The 22,458-nt window shown below is 39.2% G+C and carries 21 protein-coding genes and 2 other annotated features; of the genes, 4 read left to right on the top strand and 17 right to left on the bottom strand.

Annotation, left to right across the window (positions count from 1 at the left end; genetic code table 11):
• Positions 1-44: 44 nt before the first annotated feature.
• The gene (gene epsC / locus BUB05_RS07505) at positions 45-623 is read right to left on the bottom strand and encodes a serine O-acetyltransferase EpsC (protein ID WP_073049099.1); all 579 of its coding nucleotides are present in this window, start codon (positions 621-623) and stop codon (positions 45-47) included.
• 16 nt (positions 624-639) lie between these two features.
• Positions 640-1,533, bottom strand: coding sequence for a cysteine synthase A (gene cysK / locus BUB05_RS07500; RefSeq protein WP_073048980.1), 894 nt, complete (start codon positions 1,531-1,533; stop codon positions 640-642).
• A 46-nt stretch (positions 1,534-1,579) separates the two neighbouring features.
• Positions 1,580-1,803 (bottom strand) — a binding site (T-box leader).
• A gap of 169 nt (positions 1,804-1,972) precedes the next feature.
• Here cysK and BUB05_RS07495 point away from each other — a divergent pair.
• Entirely contained in the window at positions 1,973-2,287 is a 315-nt protein-coding gene (locus BUB05_RS07495) for a MoaD/ThiS family protein (protein WP_073048979.1), read from the top strand.
• A 94-nt stretch (positions 2,288-2,381) separates the two neighbouring features.
• On the opposite strand, the gene BUB05_RS07490 is transcribed toward BUB05_RS07495, so the two are convergent.
• The 10 genes from BUB05_RS07490 to BUB05_RS07445 all read right to left on the bottom strand — a co-directional run bounded on the left by BUB05_RS07490 (position 2,382) and on the right by BUB05_RS07445 (position 14,371).
• Positions 2,382-3,398 (bottom strand): aspartate-semialdehyde dehydrogenase, encoded by a 1,017-nt coding sequence (locus tag BUB05_RS07490; RefSeq protein ID WP_073048978.1) that lies wholly within the window; start codon positions 3,396-3,398, stop codon positions 2,382-2,384.
• A gap of 270 nt (positions 3,399-3,668) precedes the next feature.
• Complete coding sequence (locus BUB05_RS07485) at positions 3,669-5,522, bottom strand: putative glycoside hydrolase (RefSeq protein ID WP_073048977.1); 1,854 nt, start codon at positions 5,520-5,522, stop codon at positions 3,669-3,671.
• Between the two features lie 96 nt (positions 5,523-5,618).
• Positions 5,619-7,244 (bottom strand): YbaK/EbsC family protein, encoded by a 1,626-nt coding sequence (locus BUB05_RS07480; RefSeq protein ID WP_073048976.1) that lies wholly within the window; start codon positions 7,242-7,244, stop codon positions 5,619-5,621.
• 12 nt (positions 7,245-7,256) lie between these two features.
• Complete coding sequence (gene proS / locus BUB05_RS07475) at positions 7,257-8,702, bottom strand: proline--tRNA ligase (RefSeq protein ID WP_073048975.1); 1,446 nt, start codon at positions 8,700-8,702, stop codon at positions 7,257-7,259.
• 371 nt (positions 8,703-9,073) lie between these two features.
• Positions 9,074-9,267: a binding site (T-box leader), on the bottom strand.
• 28 nt (positions 9,268-9,295) lie between these two features.
• Entirely contained in the window at positions 9,296-9,769 is a 474-nt protein-coding gene (ispF, locus tag BUB05_RS07470; RefSeq protein WP_073048974.1) for a 2-C-methyl-D-erythritol 2,4-cyclodiphosphate synthase, read from the bottom strand.
• A complete protein-coding gene (gene ispD / locus BUB05_RS07465; RefSeq protein WP_073049098.1) occupies positions 9,770-10,459 on the bottom strand; it encodes a 2-C-methyl-D-erythritol 4-phosphate cytidylyltransferase in 690 nt (229 codons plus the stop codon).
• A gap of 111 nt (positions 10,460-10,570) precedes the next feature.
• Positions 10,571-11,653 (bottom strand): PIN/TRAM domain-containing protein, encoded by a 1,083-nt coding sequence (locus BUB05_RS07460; RefSeq protein ID WP_073048973.1) that lies wholly within the window; start codon positions 11,651-11,653, stop codon positions 10,571-10,573.
• Positions 11,654-11,892: 239 nt separating this feature from the next.
• On the bottom strand, positions 11,893-12,375 hold the full coding sequence (locus tag BUB05_RS07455; RefSeq protein WP_073048972.1) for a CarD family transcriptional regulator: 483 nt from the start codon (positions 12,373-12,375) through the stop codon (positions 11,893-11,895).
• Between the two features lie 133 nt (positions 12,376-12,508).
• Positions 12,509-13,864 (bottom strand): DNA repair protein RadA, encoded by a 1,356-nt coding sequence (radA, locus tag BUB05_RS07450; protein WP_073048971.1) that lies wholly within the window; start codon positions 13,862-13,864, stop codon positions 12,509-12,511.
• A 9-nt stretch (positions 13,865-13,873) separates the two neighbouring features.
• Complete coding sequence (locus BUB05_RS07445) at positions 13,874-14,371, bottom strand: flavin reductase family protein (protein ID WP_073048970.1); 498 nt, start codon at positions 14,369-14,371, stop codon at positions 13,874-13,876.
• A 168-nt stretch (positions 14,372-14,539) separates the two neighbouring features.
• Between BUB05_RS07445 and BUB05_RS07440 the strand changes: the two genes are divergently transcribed.
• The 3 genes from BUB05_RS07440 to BUB05_RS07430 all read left to right on the top strand — a co-directional run bounded on the left by BUB05_RS07440 (position 14,540) and on the right by BUB05_RS07430 (position 18,809).
• Positions 14,540-16,654 carry a sensor domain-containing diguanylate cyclase gene (locus BUB05_RS07440; protein WP_073048969.1) on the top strand — a complete coding sequence of 705 codons (2,115 nt, stop codon included), beginning with the start codon at positions 14,540-14,542 and terminating at the stop codon, positions 16,652-16,654.
• Between the two features lie 118 nt (positions 16,655-16,772).
• Positions 16,773-17,348: a hypothetical protein gene (locus tag BUB05_RS07435; RefSeq protein ID WP_073048968.1), complete on the top strand. Its 576-nt coding sequence runs from the start codon at positions 16,773-16,775 to the stop codon at positions 17,346-17,348.
• Positions 17,349-17,534: 186 nt separating this feature from the next.
• Positions 17,535-18,809, top strand: a complete 1,275-nt coding sequence (locus BUB05_RS07430; RefSeq protein ID WP_073048967.1) for a uracil-xanthine permease family protein — start codon at positions 17,535-17,537, stop codon at positions 18,807-18,809.
• 127 nt (positions 18,810-18,936) lie between these two features.
• Here BUB05_RS07430 and BUB05_RS07425 read toward each other — a convergent pair whose 3' ends face one another.
• The 5 genes from BUB05_RS07425 to BUB05_RS07405 are packed head-to-tail and all read right to left on the bottom strand — an operon-like array spanning position 18,937 to position 22,385.
• Complete coding sequence (locus BUB05_RS07425) at positions 18,937-19,569, bottom strand: CDGSH iron-sulfur domain-containing protein (RefSeq protein WP_073048966.1); 633 nt, start codon at positions 19,567-19,569, stop codon at positions 18,937-18,939.
• Between the two features lie 15 nt (positions 19,570-19,584).
• Positions 19,585-20,139: a flavodoxin family protein gene (locus BUB05_RS07420; protein WP_073048965.1), complete on the bottom strand. Its 555-nt coding sequence runs from the start codon at positions 20,137-20,139 to the stop codon at positions 19,585-19,587.
• Positions 20,140-20,149: 10 nt separating this feature from the next.
• Complete coding sequence (gene murI / locus BUB05_RS07415) at positions 20,150-20,914, bottom strand: glutamate racemase (protein WP_073048964.1); 765 nt, start codon at positions 20,912-20,914, stop codon at positions 20,150-20,152.
• Between the two features lie 20 nt (positions 20,915-20,934).
• On the bottom strand, positions 20,935-21,579 hold the full coding sequence (locus tag BUB05_RS07410; RefSeq protein ID WP_245819792.1) for a SanA/YdcF family protein: 645 nt from the start codon (positions 21,577-21,579) through the stop codon (positions 20,935-20,937).
• Between the two features lie 26 nt (positions 21,580-21,605).
• Complete coding sequence (locus BUB05_RS07405) at positions 21,606-22,385, bottom strand: NYN domain-containing protein (RefSeq protein WP_073048962.1); 780 nt, start codon at positions 22,383-22,385, stop codon at positions 21,606-21,608.
• Positions 22,386-22,458 lie beyond the last annotated feature (73 nt).

Raw genomic sequence — 22,458 nt, 5'->3', positions numbered from 1 at the left:
TCTCTTTTTTTCCACCATAAACCTTCACGGCCGAATTATTCATCTCATAAAATCATTTCATTAAAGATCTTTTTGTCAAGGTACTCCTCTACGTTTACAACACTTTCCCTTCTGACTTCCTTGGCCCTTATGCCCACTACTGTAGAATTAGGCTGTGTATCCCTCAGAACCACTGAATTTGCTCCAATCTTCGTACCTTTTGCAATTAATATGTTCCCCAAAACCTTCGCTCCGGCACCAATTACAACATCATCCTCCACTGTAGGATGTCTCTTTCCTGTTTCCTTTCCGGTTCCGCCAAGAGTTACTCCGTGGTACATATGGACATTGTTACCTATTATCGCAGTTTCACCAATGACTACACCCATACCGTGATCTATGAAGAGACCTTTTCCAATAGTGGCTCCCGGGTGGATTTCTATGCCTGTAAAGAATTTTGATATGTTGGATATGAGTCTGGCAATGAAAAACATCTTCCTTTTGTAAAGCGCCTTGGCTATCTTGTGGTCTATTATCGCTTTAATGTGAGGGTATAGTATCAAAACCTCTAGCCGGTTCCTTGCTGCAGGGTCCTTTTCAATTGCTGCATCAATATCATAAATTATTTCCTTCAAAAATTTCATTTCATTCTCCTTTCCATTATCCAAATATCCCAAGAGACATATACTTTTCTCCTCCATCAGGAGCAATCGTAACGATCTTTTTTTCATGTCCGTATTTTTCAGCAAGCATTTTCGCTGCCGCTATATTGGCTCCCGTTGACAATCCTACAAGTATTCCAGTGTCCCTTACAAAGTTTACAGTTTCCCTCTCTGCATAATCATAATCAATCTTTATGACTTCATCCATGTATTCCGAAAGGAAAATATCAGTTATGAATCCTGCGCCTATCCCCTGTATCTTGTGGGGACCAGGTTCCTCTCCCGATATCACCGCCGAGTCGGACGGTTCAGCAGCCACGCATAGTATTTCTCTGTCCTGTTCCTTAAATCTTTTCGCTATCCCTGAAAATGTTCCTCCAGTCCCTACTCCTGCAACAAATATATCCATATCAGGTACATCTTCCAACAGTTCCAGAGAAGTTGTTTCATAATGAATTTCCCTATTTGCCGGATTTGAAAACTGTCTCATCACAAAGTATCTGGAATCATTTGCTGCCATTTCATCCGCCAGTTCAATGGAGCCCTTCATCCCTTTTGCTCCTTCCGTAAGAATAAGCTCTGCACCATAAGACTGGATTATCCTTCTTCTTTCTTCACTCATTGAGTCGGGCATCACAATGATTACCTTGTATCCCTTAAGTTTTCCTATCATTGCAATTGCAATCCCTGTATTACCACTTGTCGCTTCCACAAGGACGCTGTCCTCTTTCAATATTCCTCTTCTTTCAGCATCTTCTATCATTCCCAGTGCCGCCCGGTCCTTGATGCTTCCTCCTGCATTGAATTTTTCAAGCTTTACATATATGTTGCTGTCTTTCATCTTGTACGTTGGCGTATTGCCGATGAGTTTCAGTGAGTCTCTAATTATCATTCATATCTCCTTTCTACTTTCAAAAAACAAAAAAACCTCGTCTACTGCTAGAGACGAAGTATATTCGCGGTTCCACTCTAATTGGAAAAACCCTCTTAGTCCGGCACATTCATGCCGTATCGCTGTAACGTGCGAATCACGGTGCAGCCTACTGTATTCGGTGCACTACTCCAAAGGGCACTTCACATACAATCCATTAAGCATCTCCCAGCTATGATGCTCTCTCTTAAAACTTCATTATATGCTACTTTCCTTCTTCAATGTAATTCCTACTGATTTACTTGGTTTTTATCATTTTACTCAATTTTTCCACATTTGTCAATGGATTTGTATCAAATTTATTCAAAAAAAACATATACCCGTCTTGAAAGTTCACTTTTAAAGGACTATAATAACAACGGATAAAGAACTTAAACCTAAAACGAAAGGAGATTTTGAAATGGAAGTCAGATATGTCAATTTCATTAGAGAGCTTACACACAAGCAGGTTGAGACTATTGAAATGAATGGCACCATGAAAGATTTGCTTAATCATTTATGTTCGGAATTTGGAATAATGTTCTACAAAAAGGTATACAACCATGGCAAGCTAAGTGACGAGGTGAATATATTCCTGAACGGACAAATTCTACCCCGTTCCTCCAGTCTTAAATTAAAGATTGCATCCGAAGACCGTATTTGCATTTCGGCCAGCGGCAACTGGACAGACACTAACCACTTGATTAACAATAAAATATTGACACCAAAACTTTAAATGCAATATAAAGGGAGCTGCAGCATTCCCGGCACAATCCCGGTAATAAGCAGCTCCTGTTTCGTTTCATATCTTGAGCAACTACTTTCCCGCTCTACTTCACTAAATTCTTTTCAACTACAAGCTGTGCTATCTGAACGGCATTGGTAGCAGCACCTTTTCTGACCTGGTCTCCACAACACCACAGTACAAGTGAGTTTTCTGCACTTATGTCTTTTCTTATTCTACCTACATATATAAGATCCTGGTCGGATGAATCAAGAGGCATAGGGTATTGATTGTTTTCCAGATCATCAACCAGCTTCACTCCATCAGCATCCTTAAGCAGTTCCATTGCCTTTTCAACAGAAATTTCACTTTCGGTTTCAAGAGTGATTGATTCAGAGTGACTTCTGAAAACAGGAACCCTCACACAAGTACAATTTACATTAAGCTCGGGACTGTGCAGTATCTTTCTTCCCTCGTTCTGCATCTTCATCTCCTCTTCTGAATATCCATTGTCATAAAAAGGTCCGATATGAGGAATAAGATTGTATGCTATCTGATACTGGAAAGTATCTATTTCAACTTCTTTTCCAGCTCCCAGTGCCGCTACCTGGTTTTCAAGTTCTTCAAGACCCTTGACACCTGCACCGGAAACCGCCTGATATGTAGATACAATCATTCTTTTAATCTTGCTGTATTTATTAAGCTCGTTAATGGCTGTCAATGCTATGATTGTAGAGCAGTTTGGATTTGCAATTATACCATTGTGCTTCAGCACGTCATCCGGATTCACCTCAGGCACGACCAACGGAACATCATCATTCAGTCTGAATGCGCTGCTGTTGTCAACTACAATAACACCCTTCGAAGCTGCTATTGGACTGAATTTCCTGCTAACTCCACTTCCAACTGCTACAAGAAGAATGTCTATATCTTCAAATGAATCTTCTGTGACTTCTTCTACCGTATAATCTTTTCCATTCCAGTTTATATTCTTACCGGCACTCTTAGCGCTGGCCAACAATTTCAAATTCTTGACAGGAAAATTTCTTTCCGCCAATACATTGAGCATTTCTTCTCCTACTGCTCCAGTTGCTCCTAAAATACCCACGTTCACTTTATTCATAATTTCCTCCGAATACTTTTGTAATTTACGAGCTATTATAACACAAATGAAATACTTGTAAAAGGTTTTTTTGTGTTTTTATAAAAAACAATTGTTTTCGAGTTATAAACAAAGCTTGCCGCCAGGGAAAATGCGCCTTGCACCCGCATTGAATCACACTCATAAGCAAATTTATATCCATAAAAAGTTGCTTACTCCATGAAAGCAACCATTAAAAATCGGCTCCTGAATAATTCAGAAGCCGATTGCATTTCAATTTGTCACCAGGAGTCAATTAACGGTTGTATCGCCTGTTTCATCATTCTGGCTTTCTTCTTCAACCTTGACTTCCTTGATGTCCCTTATAACCTTCCAGATTCCTTCTTCCTTGACTAGATTCCACACATCCTGGTCATTTTCAATGTATCTGGTGGCTTCCCCTTCAGTCACTTGATACTTGTAGTAAACATTAACCCTGGCAGTATCTCCCGACACCTCATATCCCAATGTATCATAATCTATGAGGTCATACTTGTCGGTAGACATTTCTTCATAGTATACATCAAAATTGTCGGTTCTATCGTCAACAGGAGTCAAAAGGAAGACCTGACTGAATATCTCATGTCTCTCGGCTCTGAAATATTCGAACATTGCATCCATTGGAGTTCTTCCTCTATAGTCCTGATCACCCATATCAACGGGGTAGGTTGTTCTGTTTTCCTCAGCAGAAGCTATGAAGGCTCTAGGATCATAAACATTAGAAGGATTCCATATCATATATGAATCTATGCCAAGTTCCTTGGCCGCCAGTATCTGTTGTCTTACTTCAGTATACCCATAATATATATGTCCCACAACCCATGTAGCTGTGAAATCCTGAAGCCACGGCCTTATGGTTCCTCCATCAGCAACCGCCGAATTCTTTTCAAGAGCTTCCATCATTGAGCCTCTTACAACCCCGTATGGGTGTGCATCGGGGACTTCATATCCATACCAATATTCTCCATAGTGGCTCGGGTATGACATTGGGCAAACATAGTCAACATGTGGAGCAATTTCTATCCACGACTGTCCAATGTCTTCAGGATAATCATCCCATGTTCTCGTTATGAGGCCAAAAACATCCGCCCCGATATTTACACTATAATCTTCAAGACTTGCCTTTGCATATTCAAGAAAATCTCCGATGGCTTCATCCTTCTGTCTGCCTTCCCTGCCTGGAAAATTAGTGATTGGATTGTAGGCTTTTGCATTGTCAGGGAACCTTACATAGTCGAACTGTATCTCCTTGAAGCCCAACAGAGCCGCTTCTTTAGCTATAGCCACATTGTAATCCCATACATGCTTGTCAAAAGGATTTACCCAGGGAGTGCCGCTGTAATCATGCCAGACCCCGCCATTTTTAAGCTGAATTGAATGTTCAGGCTTTGCATAGGCAAAATTCATGTCCTTAAATGTTACGATTCTCGCTATAGGATATATGTCATACTTTTCAAGGACCTCCATAAGAGCTCCAACATCCTTTATTCTTGTAGACCTGTTTGCATCAACACTGTCTACAATTTCAAGCGAACTTTCATAAGTCAAAAGTCCTGAATCGTCCTTTACATCGATTACAACCGCATTTATTTCAGTAGTGGCTGCAATTCCGATTATCTTTTCCAAGGTATTCAAATTTTGCAGCACGGAACTCAACCTGTTGATTTCTTCCGTGTCATTGGCTTTGACAGCTTCTATATATTCAATATATTCATCTACATTTGCTGTATCAATATTCTTACCAGCTGTACTTCCGGTACAAAACAATCCCTTTGCATCAATCTTCACTTTTTCAGTTTCGTCACCTACCGGAGGCAAAGGTATATAGAATTCACCCAGTTCCTGCTTTCTTTCAGTCTCGAGCTCTTCCCGTTCAGCAAGGGCAGCCTCATATGCAATCCGGGCCTTTTCTTCCTCTGTCAGCTGGTCAACAGGGTCTTCGGCATTACCTTCCTGGCCTTCTACATCTATTGGATCATCTGTTGTATTTTCTGACGGATCTACAGTATCATTGTTGTCTACAGGATCCGCATTGTTGTCGCCACATCCCCCTAGAGTCATTATAATGCATAGTGCCAGTATTATTGCAGTTAGTCTCTTAACCATTCAATACACCTCTTAGTTGTTATTTTAATTATGCAACCGAGTTGCATAGTATCAGCTAGAATTATATCATAATACTCATTCATTGTTTCATATTTTTTATGAATTTATGGAAACATATTCGGAGAGTTCTTTCATTGAAAACTCTTTTTTTATTCCTGTTCCATTGTCTATTACCTCATATATGTCATCAACTGATTTCTTGCCTACAATTACAGTATGCGAGCATCCTATAAGTTCGGAATCCTTTATCTTTGATCCCATACTGCCTTTCCTGTCATCAAGGATGGTCTTTTCAGGACCTGTAATCTCTACTACCGCTGCCGCCTTTTCAAGTACATCTTCCTTATTGTTTGCAGCAATGACATAGAATTCAAATGGTGCTACAATTCCAGGCAAAACCAACTTATCCTCCATGGAGTTATTATATACCACAGATGACATAAGTCTATACATGTTTATCTTAAGCCTTCCAATTGCAATATTAGCATCCCTTGAACCATTGTCCTTGTATCTAAGTGAATATTCTTCCGAAAAACCATCTCCAAAAAATTCCAAATCGGCTATTTTTAAATAATCTTCAGATTCATTGACTTCGTATTCACAGACTATTATGTCATCTATCAGATCAGCTGTAAAATCTTTTCCATGATTCACATTCCTGATATGGTAATCCTTCCTGTTTGCACCTGCTGTGAAATTGTTCATTGCCAAGACTTCCTTGTCCATGAATATCCTGCAATTTTTTAGACCGACCGGTCCCGTTGACCCTGGATATGCCCCTATTGACAATATTTCTTCTTCGTCCATGGGGACTATCCTTTCAGGCAAAATGTCAAGTGCTGCTGCAAGCTTTTCAATGCTCAAGGTTCTGTCTCCTCTGACAAAGGCAACTGCCTTTATGCCATTACAATTCAGCAAAAGGGCCTTTACGAGGGTCTTGTTTTCTTCACCAAGGAAAGCAGCCAAGTCCTCTATCGTTTCTATATCCGGAGTATGTATCTCTTCAATCTCCAGAGGGGATGATTCTTCGCGGTTTAGCTCAGTATTATTTGGAAGGTATTCTGCATCCAGAAATTTGTCTCCTGAAAAATCCGCTATTAACTTAGAGTCTGCAAAGTCCATTTTTGTTCCAATAAACATTCCTCTGTTTTCGGATTTAAGAACCTTGAATGCTTCAACATTCAAGGATTTGAGCAATTCCATAATTTTTCCCGCAACTTCTCCTGCAGCCTTTTCAATGTCCTCATATGTCATTTCAGCAAAAAGCACTTCCACTTCGCTGTATTCATATGAATTCAGAAGCTCCTGCCCTGGCTTGAACTTGTTTTCAAGCCTTTCTCTTACGGTATATGCATTGAATGGAAGCTGCTTGTATGAGTTTACAATTGTCTTTATCATTTCTGCAAACATATACAAGCTGTCATCTGATAAAAGGTAATTCTTTCCATCCTTGTCCGCTGAAGTAAATCTCGAATCATCGCAGACCTTGTTTTTAAGATTTAGAAGAGGTACTCTGCATTTTGTGATGCCGCTATCATCAAATATTACTACAACCTGTTCCATGATATTGTCAAACAATCTGTTCCCTAGAGGCGTGAGCAAATAGACTCCTCTCGATGTCTTAGCTGTAAATCCTCCCCTAGAAAGAAGCTGCCCGCTTCTTGAATCAGTTGAATCGGACAGCTGTTTTTTTGTATTAATAAATATTTTGGGCAAATTCACTTTACCACCTCTTTAGTATGCTCTGGCTATGTACACCATATGCTTGGCTTCCTTGCCGCAGAAGTGACACTTGTCAGAGAGTTCTTCCTGCTCGAAAGGAATGCATCTGATAGTAGCACCTGTATCCTCTTTAAGCTTTGCCTCGCATTCTGCACATCCGCACCACATTGCTTTTGCAAAGCCTTTTCTTATTTCAGGCTTGTTTTTATATTCTTCGTAGTCTTCCATTATATGTGTATTGTCTTCTCTATGTTTCAACGCTTTTTTAAGCATGTCCGCCTGCATTTCTTCCAGCTTTTCAGCAGTACTAGAATCGAAATTCTCCAGGGAAATCACTTCTTTTTCAAGAGTATCCCTTCTGACTATTATCGCCTGGTTATTTTCAATATCTCTTGGTCCCATTTCTACTCTGATTGGATATCCCTTCATTTCATACTGGTTGAATTTCCATCCTGGTGATTCCTTTGGATTGTCATCCACTTCAACCCTTATTCCCTTATCCTTTAATTTTTCATATAGCTCATCTGCCTTTTCAAGAACTCCAGGCTTTTTCTGGGCTATTGGTATTATAACGACCTGTACAGGTGCTATCCTAGGAGGCAGCACAAGACCTCTGTTGTCTCCGTGAACCATGATGAGTCCACCGATCAGTCTTGTTGATATTCCCCATGAAGTATGGTATGGATTGTGTTCCTTTCCGTCTCTTCCCTGGAACTTGATTTCAAATGCCTTGGTAAAATGCTGTCCGAGATTGTGGGATGTTCCTGCCTGCAGGGCCTGTCCATCATGCATCAATGCTTCCATTGTATAAGTTGACGCTGCACCTGCAAACTTTTCCGACTCGCTCTTTTGTCCTATGACTACAGGCATTGCAAGAAGTTCCTCAGCAAGTTCCTTGTAGATGTTCAACATTTGAAGAGTCTCTTCCTGAGCTTCTTCAGCCGTTTCATGAAGAGTATGTCCTTCCTGCCACAGGAATTCAGAAGTTCTCAGGAAAGGTCTTGTAGACTTTTCCCATCTTACCACTGAACACCACTGGTTGTACAAATATGGCAGCTCCCTGTAGGAATTGAGCCACTTGCTGTACATCTGACATATTATTGTCTCCGATGTAGGTCTTACACAAAGTCTTTCTCCAAGTTTTTCAGATCCTCCATGGGTTACCCAGGCAACCTCAGGCGCAAATCCTTCAACATGCTCCTTTTCCTTGTTCAAAAGACTTTCAGGAATCAAAAGTGGGAAATACATATTCTTGTGTCCTGTTTCCTTGAATCTTGCATCCGCATACTCCTGGATTTTTTCCCAAAGTGCATAACCATAAGGTCTTATTACCATGAATCCCTTTACCGGCGAATAATCCACCAATTCATTCTTCAGGATCACATCCGTATACCATCTTGGAAAGTCCTCCTCCATAGGAGTTATTTCCTTTACAAAATCATTCTTTTTCTTAGTCATAATATCCTTCCTTTCATTTCTTTTCTCATGAATTAGTTACTTTTCTCATGCGGATTTTTATTTCTTATTCAAATTTATTAAACTCCAAGAAATCTGATAACATATCGGCGAGATCGTGAATCCGAAGTACTGTAATCAATATTTTCAACAAGAGATTTTTGTTCGAGTGAGCAGGGAGTCGATGCGAAATCACATTTCTGTCTTAACTGAAACCTAGGGGATTTTATTTCATATCAGCGAGGTCTCGGCTTCGAGGCTTGATGAATCAACCTTACTAATCAAAGATTCTCGTGCCGAGGGAGTAGGAAGCTGATGTGGAATAAAATCCCCGGTTCTACTTTTAGAAATAAAAAACCGCCTCCTTGCCTACACAAAGAGACGGATATCCGCGGTACCACTCTAATTACTGCTTTCGCAGTCACTCAATCATTTAACGGTTTTAGCCGTTCAGGTTATTGGCCTGAATGCTCGGAGTCAGGTTCACTGCTGCATGGGACAGGAATTTTCACCAGCCATTCCCTCTCTATAGTCTTACAGCAACTACTAGTCTCTTCAAAGCTTGTATTTAGATATTTTAAAGTGTACTAGATATGCTATTTGTTGTCAAGTAGAACAATACTTTCAGAGGCAATCCCTTCTTCCCTTCCGACAAATCCTAATTTTTCAGTCGTTGTCCCTTTGATGTTTATCCTTTCTTCTTCCAACTTCAAAATCCTCGACAGCGTTTTTTTCATCTCGCCTATATAAGGCGCTATCTTGGGTCTTTCAGCCATGATCACATTGTCGATGTTTACTATATAGTATTCTCTCTCTACCAGATCCATAACCTTCTCAAGAAGCTCCAAGCTTGAAATGCCCTTGTATGCATCATCACTGTCCGGGAAATGCCTTCCTATGTCTCCCTTGCCAAGGGCTCCCAAAAGAGCGTCCATAATGGAGTGCACTAAAACATCCGCATCGGAATGCCCCAAGAGTCCCTTTTCATGATGAATCTCCACGCCACCGAGAATGAGCTTCCTGTTTTCCACAAGTCTGTGTACATCATATCCTATTCCTACACGCATAATCTACTCTTCCTCCTTTAAGAGATACTCTCCATAAACCAGATCCTTGGGCATTGTAATCTTGATGTTCGGATGGCTGTTTTCCACGATATGAACATCCATGCCAAAATATTCAAGTATTGAAGCTTCATCCGTAAACTGTTCATCTAAATCCATTGCTTCCTTCACTTTTTCAAGTATAAGTCCATACTTGAAACACTGTGGAGTCTCGGCATTCCAGAGAACACTTCTATCCAGAGTTTTGATTATCCTTCCTTTTTCCGCAACTTTTATAGTATCCACTGTTTTAGAACAGACCACTACCGACTTACCCGCTACAGTCTGTTTTATTGCTTCCCTTATTACATACCTGTTGATAAAGGGTCTTACGCCGTCATGGATCAGCACAAAATCAGTATCGGTATCCAAGGACAAAAGCCCTTTCATAACTGATTCAGTCCTGGACGCCCCACCCTCAACAACATTCACACTTTTTTCAAAACAATTCTTTTCCAATATTTCCTTTTTTAAAAAGTCCATTCCATTAAAATCGCATACAACTGTTATATTGCATATCTCCTCAATGCCATCGAACTTTTTTATTGTATGGTACAAAATGGGCTTGCCGTCAAGAAGCATATACTGCTTTTTAACTTTAGCCGACATCCTTGTTCCACTTCCGGCTGCTGCTATCACAACTGCAATTTTCTTCATTATCATTCACATCCAAATCAACTAAAGTTCTCAGAACATCACGGCCTTCATATTATCAGCCAGTTGAAAAAATATGGATTTTGGTTTCCCAAAATCCATCTCTGTTTATCACTACTTGTTCAGTTTTGCAAATATCATTCTCCCTGCAGCAGTTTGCAGTACGCTTGTTACTACTACATTAAGAGTTTCACCAATGTGCTTCTTGCCCCCATCTACAACTATCATTGTACCATCATCCAGATATGCAAGACCCTGGCCTGATTCCTTTCCGTCTCGCACAACCTGTATTGTCATTTCCTCTCCAGGAAGGACCACCGGCTTGACAGCATTTGCCAGCTCATTGATATTCAGTACCTGAACGCCATGGAACTCGGCAACCTTATTCAGATTATAGTCGTTTGTAAGTACAACTCCATTCATATGCTCGGCAAGCTTTAACAACTTGGTATCAACTTCTGAAATATTTGGGAAGTCCTTGCTTTCAATTTTAACATCGATGATATGCTCATTTTGGAGTTTGTTCAATATATCAAGGCCTCTTCTTCCCCTGTTTCTTTTAAGTCCGTCAGATGAATCGGCTATGTGCTGAAGCTCCAGCAGAACAAATTCAGGAATTATCAAAGTACCTTCAACAAATCCAGTCTTACAGATATCTGCTATTCTTCCATCAATTATCACACTTGTATCAAGAATCTTAGGCAGCGATACATCGCTTGTCTTTTCCTGTTTTGCTGCCTTTTGATTAGTATTTATCCTATTGCCTATGAGTGTAGATGCCAATTCGTCACCCTTCCTCGTTGCAATGGTTACACCAAGATAACCAAAAAACAGATAAAGGATTGCCGACAGTGCAGTTCCTAAAAACGGTATGTTTAGATTGTACAATGGCTGACTTATCAAAAATGCTATAATCAATCCAATTATCAATCCTATGGAACCTATCAGTATGTCATTAGTCTGGAACTTCAATAATTCACTTTCGAATACATTGCCTATTCTTTCTCCCAGAATTTTCATTTTTGGCGCTATTAAAAATAAAATAAAACCAAATATAATTCCAAAAAAAGCATAAATAACAATAATATTCAAGTCAAGGCTCTTGAAAAGACCAAGATTTTCCAATACTGCTGCTATACTGACACCAAAGAAAATTCCAACAATTGTCAAAACTATTCTAACAATTTTGTTAATCATATTTCCACCTCCCCTCTTTAAATATACAATTACTTTAACACAATATTAAAATAAAAACTATAAAAAATTGGTTTTTATTTTTACAAAATCATTTTATTTCTCTTTTCTTTACTCTACCTTAAGAAAACAAAAATAATAAACTTTACTGACTCACCCCATTCAAAGCATATAACTCTTTTGAATTGAAGCGGATAAAATACAAAAATTATCGATATAAAAGTAAGAATTAGGAGGTTATCCTAATTCTTTTCAATAATATCTTCAATTTTGCTGTTCATGAAATCCGAACTGCTTCCTTCAGCCAGGATCAATTCGCTTATCAGTATCTGCTTGGCGTTGTTCAACATTTTCTTTTCACCGGCAGACAGGCCCTTTTCCTTGTCTCTAAAAGCAAGATTTCTAACAATTCTAGCAACTTCAAATATATCGCCACTCTTCATTTTGTCCATGTTTTTTCTGTATCTCTTGTTCCAGTTCAATTCCGTAATTTCAGTATCCTGCTTCAAAACCGTAAAAACCTTGTTGACATCAGTATAATCAATTACATTTCTAACCCCTATGTCGTCTGCGTTATCAATAGGTACCATTAATTTCATATCACCTAAAGGCATGGCTATCACATAATATTTTTTGATTTCACCAAGTATTTCTTTCTCTTCTATCGATTCTATGACGCCTGCTCCATGCATAGGGTACACAATCTTATCTCCTAAATTATACATTCAATTACCTCCAAAGACTATTATACCACCCAACAGCATTTTTGTCAAACGAGTATTTTATCACCAGGGAAACCGTTTGTCAACAAAATTTTTGAACTTTTGGCATTTTTATAGCTTAAGAAAGTTTAAAAAGCTAAAATAAACATTCTACAGCCTCATCAACGCTTCCTACCCCAATAATTTCGATGCCTCCGGCGCTTTTTATGCTCTCCAGATTTGTCTTTGGAATCAGCACCTTTTTAAAGCCTAGCTTTTTTGCTTCATTTATCCTTTTTTCTATCTGGCTGACACCTCTGATTTCTCCCGTCAACCCGACTTCCCCTATTATTATTGTGTAAGGATCACAGGCCCGGTCTCTAAAACTGGAAGTTATTGCACATAGTATTGCCAAATCTACTGATGTTTCCCTTAGCTGGAGTCCGCCAATTACATTTACATATGCATCACAATTCTGAAGCTGCATACCCATTTTCTTTTCCATAACAGCCATGAGCATGGAAGTTCTGTTGTGATCCACTCCGGTAGTCACCCTTCTTGGCATTCCAAGGGATGAAAGGCTCACCAAAGCCTGGATTTCAACCAGAATGGGTCTTGTGCCTTCTATGGAGGAGGTTATGACAGTTCCCGAATTCTCCTTGTCGCTTTTTTGAACAAATATTTCGGAAGGATTCAGTATTTCCACAAGACCCTTGTCCCTCATTTCGAAAACACCTATTTCGTTTGTCGAACCGAATCTGTTCTTGACAGCCCTGAGAATACGATAGGTCCCCATCTTATCACCTTCAAAATACAGTACAGTGTCAACCATATGTTCCAAAACCCTTGGACCAGCAATTGACCCCTGTTTGGTGACATGTCCAACTATAAAGGTGGCAAGCTTCGAAGTCTTTGTTATGTTCATTAGAGCCGTGGTTGCATCCTTCACCTGGCTCACGCTGCCGGGAGCAGATGTTATCTCAGGATTGTAGACCGTCTGTATGGAATCCAGTATGAGAACGTCAGGGGACAATTTTTCCACCCATTCCTTGATTACAGCCATATCGGTTTCGGCAAGAATATTGAAATCCGAATTTAAGATTTCAAGCCTTTCAGCCCTAAGCTTAAGCTGGCTTGGAGATTCCTCCCCCGATACATAAAGCACCTTTCTTCCGCTTGAAGATACAACTCCTGCAGTCTGCATTAAAAGAGTAGACTTTCCTATTCCGGGATCTCCTCCCACAAGTACCAGAGAACCCCTTACTACTCCACCACCCAGTACGCGATTGAATTCCTCTATTCCCGAATCATATCTGTTCTCTCCGGTTATTTCAATTTCCTTAAGAGCTACAGGCTTTCCGCCGGATATGCCTACAGTCTTGTCGTTCCTGGATTTTGTTATTGTTTCTTCCACAAATGTATTCCATGTTTCACATGCCGGGCATTTACCCATCCATTTTGCGGATTCATAACCGCATTCCTGGCATATGAATTTAGTCTTTTTTTTAGCCATTTTTCACCCTTAACTGTGACACGATACGATTTCACCGTATATCATAACGTGATAATCATTGTCTTCATATTTTTCCAGTATAAAATCTTCCTTGATGAGTTCTGGCTCCAGTGTCTGTCTGTATGCTATCCTGCATTCATAGTGAAGGTTGCAATCCTTTATCACTGGAGTATCCAACACATCCCCTTCCTCAAGTTCAATCATGCATTCTTCAAACTTGTCGTAATTCTTTCCTGATTTTTTCCCACAGAATGCGAGTTCTTTTGTTAGCTGTCCATGAAGAGGAAAACTCACAGTAAATTCATCTGTTTCCTTTAAAAGCCTGTATGTGAATCTGGAATATCTTACTGCAGCTATGAACATGGGTTTGTTCCACATTTTACCTATGAATCCCCACCCTATTGTCATGGTATTGACACGTTTTTCCCCCTTTACAGTCAGAAACGCACCGCCTTTGGAAAACTGTTCTATAGCCTTTGACGAAAAATCAAGATAATTAAGCTCCATTAATACCTCCAAATATAAATATTAAAAATCACAGTAAATAATGACTATTATAACATAAACTGGTGTATATATTGAATATTATAGTAAATTTCATGAAATACGTAATTTTGCTTTTAAGTATTCGTTGAGTTTGATAAAATAAACTTATATTTTTTTAAGGAGTATATAATGAGAAAGATCCTGACAATTGAGAAAACATTATTTATATGCGCACTTGCTCTTCTTGTATCAATAATCTGGGCCGACCAGTACACGAATGCAGTAGACCTTATGATTAAATTTTTGGGATTGAATGAAACCACCGGAAAGAGCATTATATTCAGTGGAGTAATTTTAATAATACTTGCAATATACATGATTGGCATCAGAGCATACAAAAAGATGGCTTTTGAAAAAGATGATATTTTGATGAATTTTTTTGACAATACAGACGATGCAGTCATCATTGTCAAAAACAACATGATATGCAACTGCAACTCCAAGGCTGTAGAAGTTTTGAAAGCCGGTAGTTTCAATAAATTAAAAGGTAAAAACATACATGAGTTCATAACTACAAACCTTGTTTCATTTGATACAAAAAACAAAAGAGAAACAAAATATACTCACGTTTCAACTATGGACGGAGAATATATGGAGGCCCTTGTAACCATCTCCAATTTCATGTCTGACAAAAAGAAGCTTACTCAGATAAAGGTTCACGACAGCAAGCTCATCTCTTCCATAAACAACATATCAAATGATGAGGAGAACCTTTTGACCTTCATATCAAGGGAAACAGACATAGGCTTTTTCAACTGGGATATTAATGCAGACTATTTCACCTACAACAAGGTGTTCCAGAACCTGACTTCATCTTCTTTTGTAAAACCAAAGGATTTTATTAATTCAAGCAAGATTCACCCGGAAGATAGTGTTCTCTTGAAAAACGAAATGGAATACTGCCGTTTAAATGAAGGTTATGGCTTTACACTGAAATTCAGACTTGAAGAAAAGGAAAACAAATGGAAGTGGCACACTCTTAAGGCAAAGCATTCCAATACTGAAGGTATGAATCATATAATGGGTGTCCTGACCGACTTAAGTGACCACAGCAGTTCTGAATATAAATACAACCTTCTTGAAAACCATGCTAATATAGGAAGCATGAAATTTGACAGGCAAAACAAACTGTATCAAAACTTCTCCCTTGAAGCCTTAAAGATACTCAATATGGAAAACAGTATGCTTATAATGGAAGAAACCAACTTCCTCCATCTTTTCAAGCCAAATGACAATGACCTTGACAGCAAAGAAAGGATATATACGCTTTCATCAGACAACAAGAAGGTAAAACTGCTCCACATCATTGACAGCAAGGACAACAACAGATATGACAACTGCCTCATATTCGACATAACAGACTCTTGGCAGAAAGAAGATGAACTGTACAAAACATCCTTTGCTGTAAACAAATCTCTTGAAGAAATCTACTTTACTGACACCGAAGGATATGTAATATATGCCAACGATGCCGCAAGAAAAAGCTTTGGAATATCGATTCATGACTACAACAGCAAAAAAATAATGGATTTCAATACCAATATTGACTACAGATGGTGGAACCAGATACTTCTTCCAAACATTAACCGAAACAAAATTTTCTCATTTGAATCCTTTATTAAAAGTTCAAGGAATTCATCAATAAAATATATAGAAATACAGAACAATCTTATATCCAACAGGGAACACCAGTATATCTGTTCCTTCGTAAGGGATATTACATCAAGAAAGAAATTCGAAAAGGAATTGAAGCATGTAGCAACCCATGACCAGCTTTCGAAAATCTACAACAGAAACGGAATTTATGAAAACATGCAGGAAATGTTCACAAAAGAACAGTTCGCAGTTGTAATGATAGACCTTGATGACTTCAAGCCTGTCAACGATACCTATGGACACGATGCCGGGGACATGGTCATTGCAACCCTTGCAAAACGACTCAGTACCAGCGGTCCTCAGGGTTCCCTTGCCGGGAGGCTGTCTGGAGATGAATTCATAATGATAATTCCTGATTACGGCAATCTGGATGCTCTCGAAGAGATAATAAAGGAAATATATCATTCAATCACAAGAAAATATATAATATCCCAGGGAGTCTGCAAAGTTGATGCCAGCATAGGAATATCCCTCTATCCGGAAGATGGAAGTTCCAGGCAGGAGCTTTTCAGGAAAGCGGATGAAGCTATGTACTCGGTAAAAACCAGCGGCAAAAGCGGATATGCCATGTACAGCAATATGCTGTAGACGGGCAAAGAATAAACTCTGAAATTTTAATAATATCAGAGTTTTATTTTTTGCACTTTTATGATAACATTGTAGAAACAAAAAGCAGCTTCGCTGCGTTTAATGCGAGGTAAAAATAATGCAAAAATTAAATATATGTATTGATATAGACAGTACAGTAACTATGCCTGATTACTGGGTCCAATATGCCAATGATTATTTTGGCACGGACTATGTGTACAGCGATGATACTGTAGAAGATTATTTCAAGGACAACGAATTCGATTATAAGAAATTTGATGATTTTTATCACAAATTTTCAGACCAGATGCACGAAACAGCAACGATACGTCCCTTTGCAAAAGATGCAATCGACAGCATTAGAGAATTCAGCAATATATATTATGTCACCGCAAGGGAAAGTCATATAGAACCTATCACTGTACAATGGCTGAAGAACCATAAAATCTATTCACAGGTATATCATCTTGGCTCCTTTGAAAAAAACGATAAGGCAAATGAGCTTAATTGCGACATCTTCATAGAAGACAATCTTGAAACTGCAAAGAAACTAGCAGAAGACAATATCAAGGTCATACTCATTGACACGGGCTTCAACAGATATGAAAACCCTGAAAATATTGAAAGAGTTTATAACTGGAAAGAAATACGCGATTCAATAAAAAAATATTACGATTTGTCATTTAACAATTGACAAATCCCTCCGTTGTCTGTATTATATAGACGAAATAATTAATCCTTTAACTTGGTCCGTGAGACCAGCAAGGAGATAAACAGAGTATATGAAATTATACAAACTTCTTGCCGCGCAAGAAGTTTTTTTGTCTCCCAACTATGCAACGGAAAGTTGTAATAAAAAAACAATTTTATGGAGGTTTGCATGTCTGCAAATAGAATCAATCAAGATCAATCATCATTAAGCATTAAAGGCACACAAAAAGTAATCCTTGGACTTCAGCATCTTTTAGCCATGTTCGGCGCTACAGTTCTGGTTCCCATTTTAACCGGGCTCAACCCGTCACTGGCACTATTGAGTGCAGGCCTCGGAACGCTGATGTTTCATTTCATAACAGGCGGTAAGGTACCTGTATTCCTGGGATCAAGCTTTGCATTTATTGGAGCCATAGCGATGACATTGTCTTCAGATGGAATCGGCGCTGTAAAAGCAGGAGTTATAGGCGCTGGAATAATCTATATTCTTATGTCGTTGATAATCAAGCTGGCAGGAGCGGAAAAAGTGAAGTCATACTTCCCTCCAATAGTAACCGGTCCTGTAATAATGGTTATCGGTCTAAGACTTGCGCCCGTTGCACTTGGAATGGCTGGATATTCTTTTGATGCTGCAACACAGACAGGAACATTCGATATTGCTTCGTTAACTGCAGCAGCAGTAGTTGTAGCAACAATGATAGTTGTTTCAATCTTCGCAAAGGGATTTTTTAAACTCGTTCCAATATTGATTGCTGTAATAGTAGGATACCTGGTATCGGTTCCCCTGAACCTTGTTGATTTTGCACCAGTAATGCAGGCTGGATGGATTGGATTATCCTCATCGGCAATGGATCATCTAACTGCAATGCCTGAATTCACACTTTCAGGAATAACAGCAATATCTCCAATAGCCCTCGTAATCTTCATTGAGCACTTTGGAGATATAACAACAAACGGAGCAGTAGTAGGCAAGGATTTCTTCAAGAACCCAGGTGTTCACAAGACAATGCTGGGAGACGGTGTAGCAACCCTGATTGCCGGATTTATAGGAGGACCTGCAAACACAACATATAGTGAAAATACAGGTGTTCTTGCAGTAACAAAAATCTATGACCCTTCAATTCTTAGAACCGCCGCAATATTTGCCGTATTGCTCAGCTTTGTAGGAAAATTCGGCGCTCTGATAAGCTCAATTCCCGGTCCTGTCATGGGCGGAGTTTCAATAATATTATTTGGTATGATAGCCAGTGTAGGAGTAAGGACAATGGTAGAAGCCAAACTTGATTTTGCTCATTCAAGAAACCTTATGATAGCATCCCTGATTCTAGTAACTGGAATCGCGATAGACAACATCCACATAGGCGGAACGCTTTCACTTTCAGGCCTTGCAATAGCTGCTTTCATTGGAGTTGTACTTAACAAGGTTCTTCCTTCGGAGATATAAAGGAACAAACCATCAATTATTTTTGAATTATGATGACAATAAAAATCCGACTGGCATTAAAATGCAGTCGGATTTTTAATTGCTTAAAATTTAATATTATAGTCCTTTGATTAGGACAACATATAGCTTATTTATGCTTCAAATGAGTACCGTCACAGAAGGGCTTGTTCTTGGATTTTCCACATCTGCAAAGAGTATAATGCTTTTCAGACTCGGGCATTTCACCACTATCAGTCACCAGTATTATGTCGCCATTTACTTCATATGGGCCGTTTTTCCCATGCGCATCTTCATTTGCTATTGTAATCTTGGCATCTTCAGTAACTCCCTTGTTTATTCTTTCATTATCTTCAAAACCATAACTCAGGGCTCCCGAAGGACACATTTCACATATTTTTATTATTTCTTCCGGCTCTGCTTCATCAGGGTGAATCCACAGTCTTTCTCCTCTTTTGAATACAGAAGGCAGCTCTTCAACACAAAATCTGTGATGACTGCATACACCCCTGTTGTCATACACTGTAATTCGTTTACCCTTGTATGTATCCATCCTGTCCCTGCATCTGTTTTCAGCCTTTTCATCCACGAAGCCTTCACTGTGACTTCCGTCGCAGAAAGGTTTTCTCTTTGATCTGCCGCATCGACAAAGGGCCATGGTTTCTCTTGTCTCAAGACTTTTGCCATTGCCGTCTATTAAACTATCAATATTTCTTGCAACGAGAGGTCCGTTTTTTTTAACTATTATTTTCTTGCCACTCATGTTGTAACCAGCCTCTTAGATTTTCATTGCCATTGCCTCACATTTCGCCTTTATATCCTTGTTTCTTTCAAGCTCGCCGGGTTCGTATCCCTGACAATGTACCACGCCAAGGTTTTCAACGCCAAGGTAAGCAGCCATGTCATTAAATGATGCCACTGCATTCTTTCCTCCCGATACTTCAAGGTTGTCATCTCCATATGACATAAGAAGCCCAAATTTCTTACCGTGGAAAGATTTCTTGTAATCCGGTCCAAATGCATAGAATCTATCAATTGCAGTTTTAATCTGTGCTGTCAAATTAAAGAAATATACAGGACTGGCAAAAATTATACAGTCAGATTCCTTGATTTTCTCGTATATTTCCTTCATATCATCATCCACTATACACTCTCCCATTCCAGGCATATGACATACTCCACATGCCTGACATGGTTTGATGCTTAGAGCATTCAAATAGACAGTCTCTGCTTCCATGTCTCTTTCTTTAACCGACTCCGTCAGCCATTCAGCCATTTTTGCCGTATTTCCCATAGGTCTGGGGCTTCCCATAAGTATTAATGTCTTCATCATATACTCCTCCTCAAATATTGTTTTCCTTCAGATAAGCCAAATATTTCTCAAACTGTTCAGGAACCGCCTTTCTTCCTGAAACATAGTACTCTACGCTGCCAACAGATTCAACATACTTGTCATTTTCTTTAAGAATCTTGATTAAATGACTTATTGTACCGAGGTTGCCGTCGATTACAGAAATATTTTCCGGTACCATCTTCTCCAAAATATTTTTAAAATACACAAAATGCGTACATCCAAGAACAATGGCAGAAAATTCTTCAAGGTTGTACTTCTCAAGCTTGTTTCTAAAAAGTTTTACTGCATCTTCATGATTGAAGTTGAAGTCTTCAGCCATATGAACTAACTCCGGCATGGGTAATGATACCACTATGCCGTCTCCTTCAAGTCGGCTCACAAGATTCTTGAATTTTTTCTCCTTGAGAGTCAATTCAGTTGCCATAACAATTACTTTTCCCTCGTCAGAATTCTCTATTGCAGGTTTTACAGCCGGCTCCATACCTATTAAAGGCAAATCAAAGCTCTTCCTCAAAAACTCAACAGAAGTGCTTGTAGCCGTGTTACAGGCTATAACAACTGCATCCACCCCCATATCATGAAGAAACGTAATTGCTTCATGTGTCATCTTTCTTACCTGGTCCTTATCCCGTGTTCCATAAGGTACATTGTCAAGATCAGCATAATATATGTATTCTGCATGGGGAATCATCTCCATGGCTGTATTTAGCACAGTAAGCCCTCCGACCCCCGAATCAAATATCCCTATTTTCATTTTATCTCCATTTCAAATATTTATTCTATGGTTATTCTCTCTCCTAGAAATTTAGGCTGTATCCCTAAGGCAAGGTCGAACATCATTTTCACCCGTGCAAAAATTTCTCTAACATTTGTCTTGAATCCTGCTTTGCAATTTACATCCATGGCGTTGTAACCAACTGCATCAATATCTTTGCTTAAGGCTATGAAAACAGCCCTTTCATTGTGGAATTCCTGCGATATTACGGTAATCTTTTCCTGACCGAATATTTCTCTGCTTCTCACTATTGAATCCAATGTTCTGAAACCGGCATAATCCAAAAACACCTTGTCCTCAGGTATTCCTTTTTCAATCAAGTCCTGCTTCATCTTTATTGGCTCATTGTATTCAACCTGGCCATTGTCTCCGCTGACAAGAAGATAATCGACCTTTCCTTTTAAAAAAAGCCGTGCTGCTGCATCTATCCTGTTTACATAGTATGGGTTCAAGGTATTGCCGTATATATATTTTGTTGTCCCCAAAACAAGGCCCACCTTGTTATGCGGCAACTCATCAATATTGTCGTAAACCCTGCTTCTCGTTCTTAATTCAACACTGTAATATGAAAAAAGAATCAATGCTGTCACAACAACTGCAATCATACATGCTATTTTTAAAAATATTTTTATCCTTTTCCTCAAGATATTCTCCATGATGCGAATACTGCCTATCCCTTATTTCTGATAAATATGTGCTTGACATACTTGTTTCCGCTTTCCCTCTGGTCCACCTCTACAGACCTGATACTTTTTATCAGATGAGAAAGCTTTTGATAACCGTAGTTTCTCGGATCGAAGTCGGGTCTTTTCTTAAGAAGCATATTTCCTACATCGCCCAAAAAAGCCCAACCGTCATCATCAGCTACTATATCGGTAGTATTCTTCACCAGCTTCACTATATTGTCCGGTATTCTGTTTCTGCTTGTCTTCTTTCTTGACTTCACAGCAGGTTTTTCTACTGCATCCGTTTCTGCCGGTGCTTCCACTTGTTCATCCGTCTGTGCTTCTTTTTGCAGCACTTCAATGTATATGAACTTGTCGCAGGCAATAATAAAAGGTTCCGGCGTTTTTTTCTCACCGATTCCTATCACCTTCATACCAGCTTCCCTGAGCCTTGTAGCCAGTCTTGTAAAATCACTATCACTTGACACTATGCAAAAACCGTCTACCTTGTTCGAATAAAGTATGTCCATAGCATCTATAATAAGGGCTGAATCGCTTGAATTCTTCCCCGTTGTATAACTGTATTGCTGAATTGGCGTAATGGCATTCTTCAACAGAACCTTTTTCCATCCCGATAAATTCGGGGAAGTCCAGTCTCCATATATCCTCTTGAAGGTAGGCACTCCGTAGATTGCAATCTCTTCCATCATTTCCGTAATCTTTTTGGACGGTATATTGTCCGCATCTATTAAAACAGCCAGTCTTAAATCATTAAGTTTTTGCATGTCTTCTCCTGTCCTTATAATATTTGTTATTACTGCTATTAACTTTCAAATCTTATAATCATTATACTTTATA

Source organism: Dethiosulfatibacter aminovorans DSM 17477, assembly GCF_900142005.1.
In the GTDB taxonomy this organism is placed as follows: Bacteria; Bacillota; Clostridia; order Tissierellales; family Dethiosulfatibacteraceae; genus Dethiosulfatibacter; species Dethiosulfatibacter aminovorans.
This window is presented reverse-complemented; position numbering and strand designations above follow the sequence as displayed.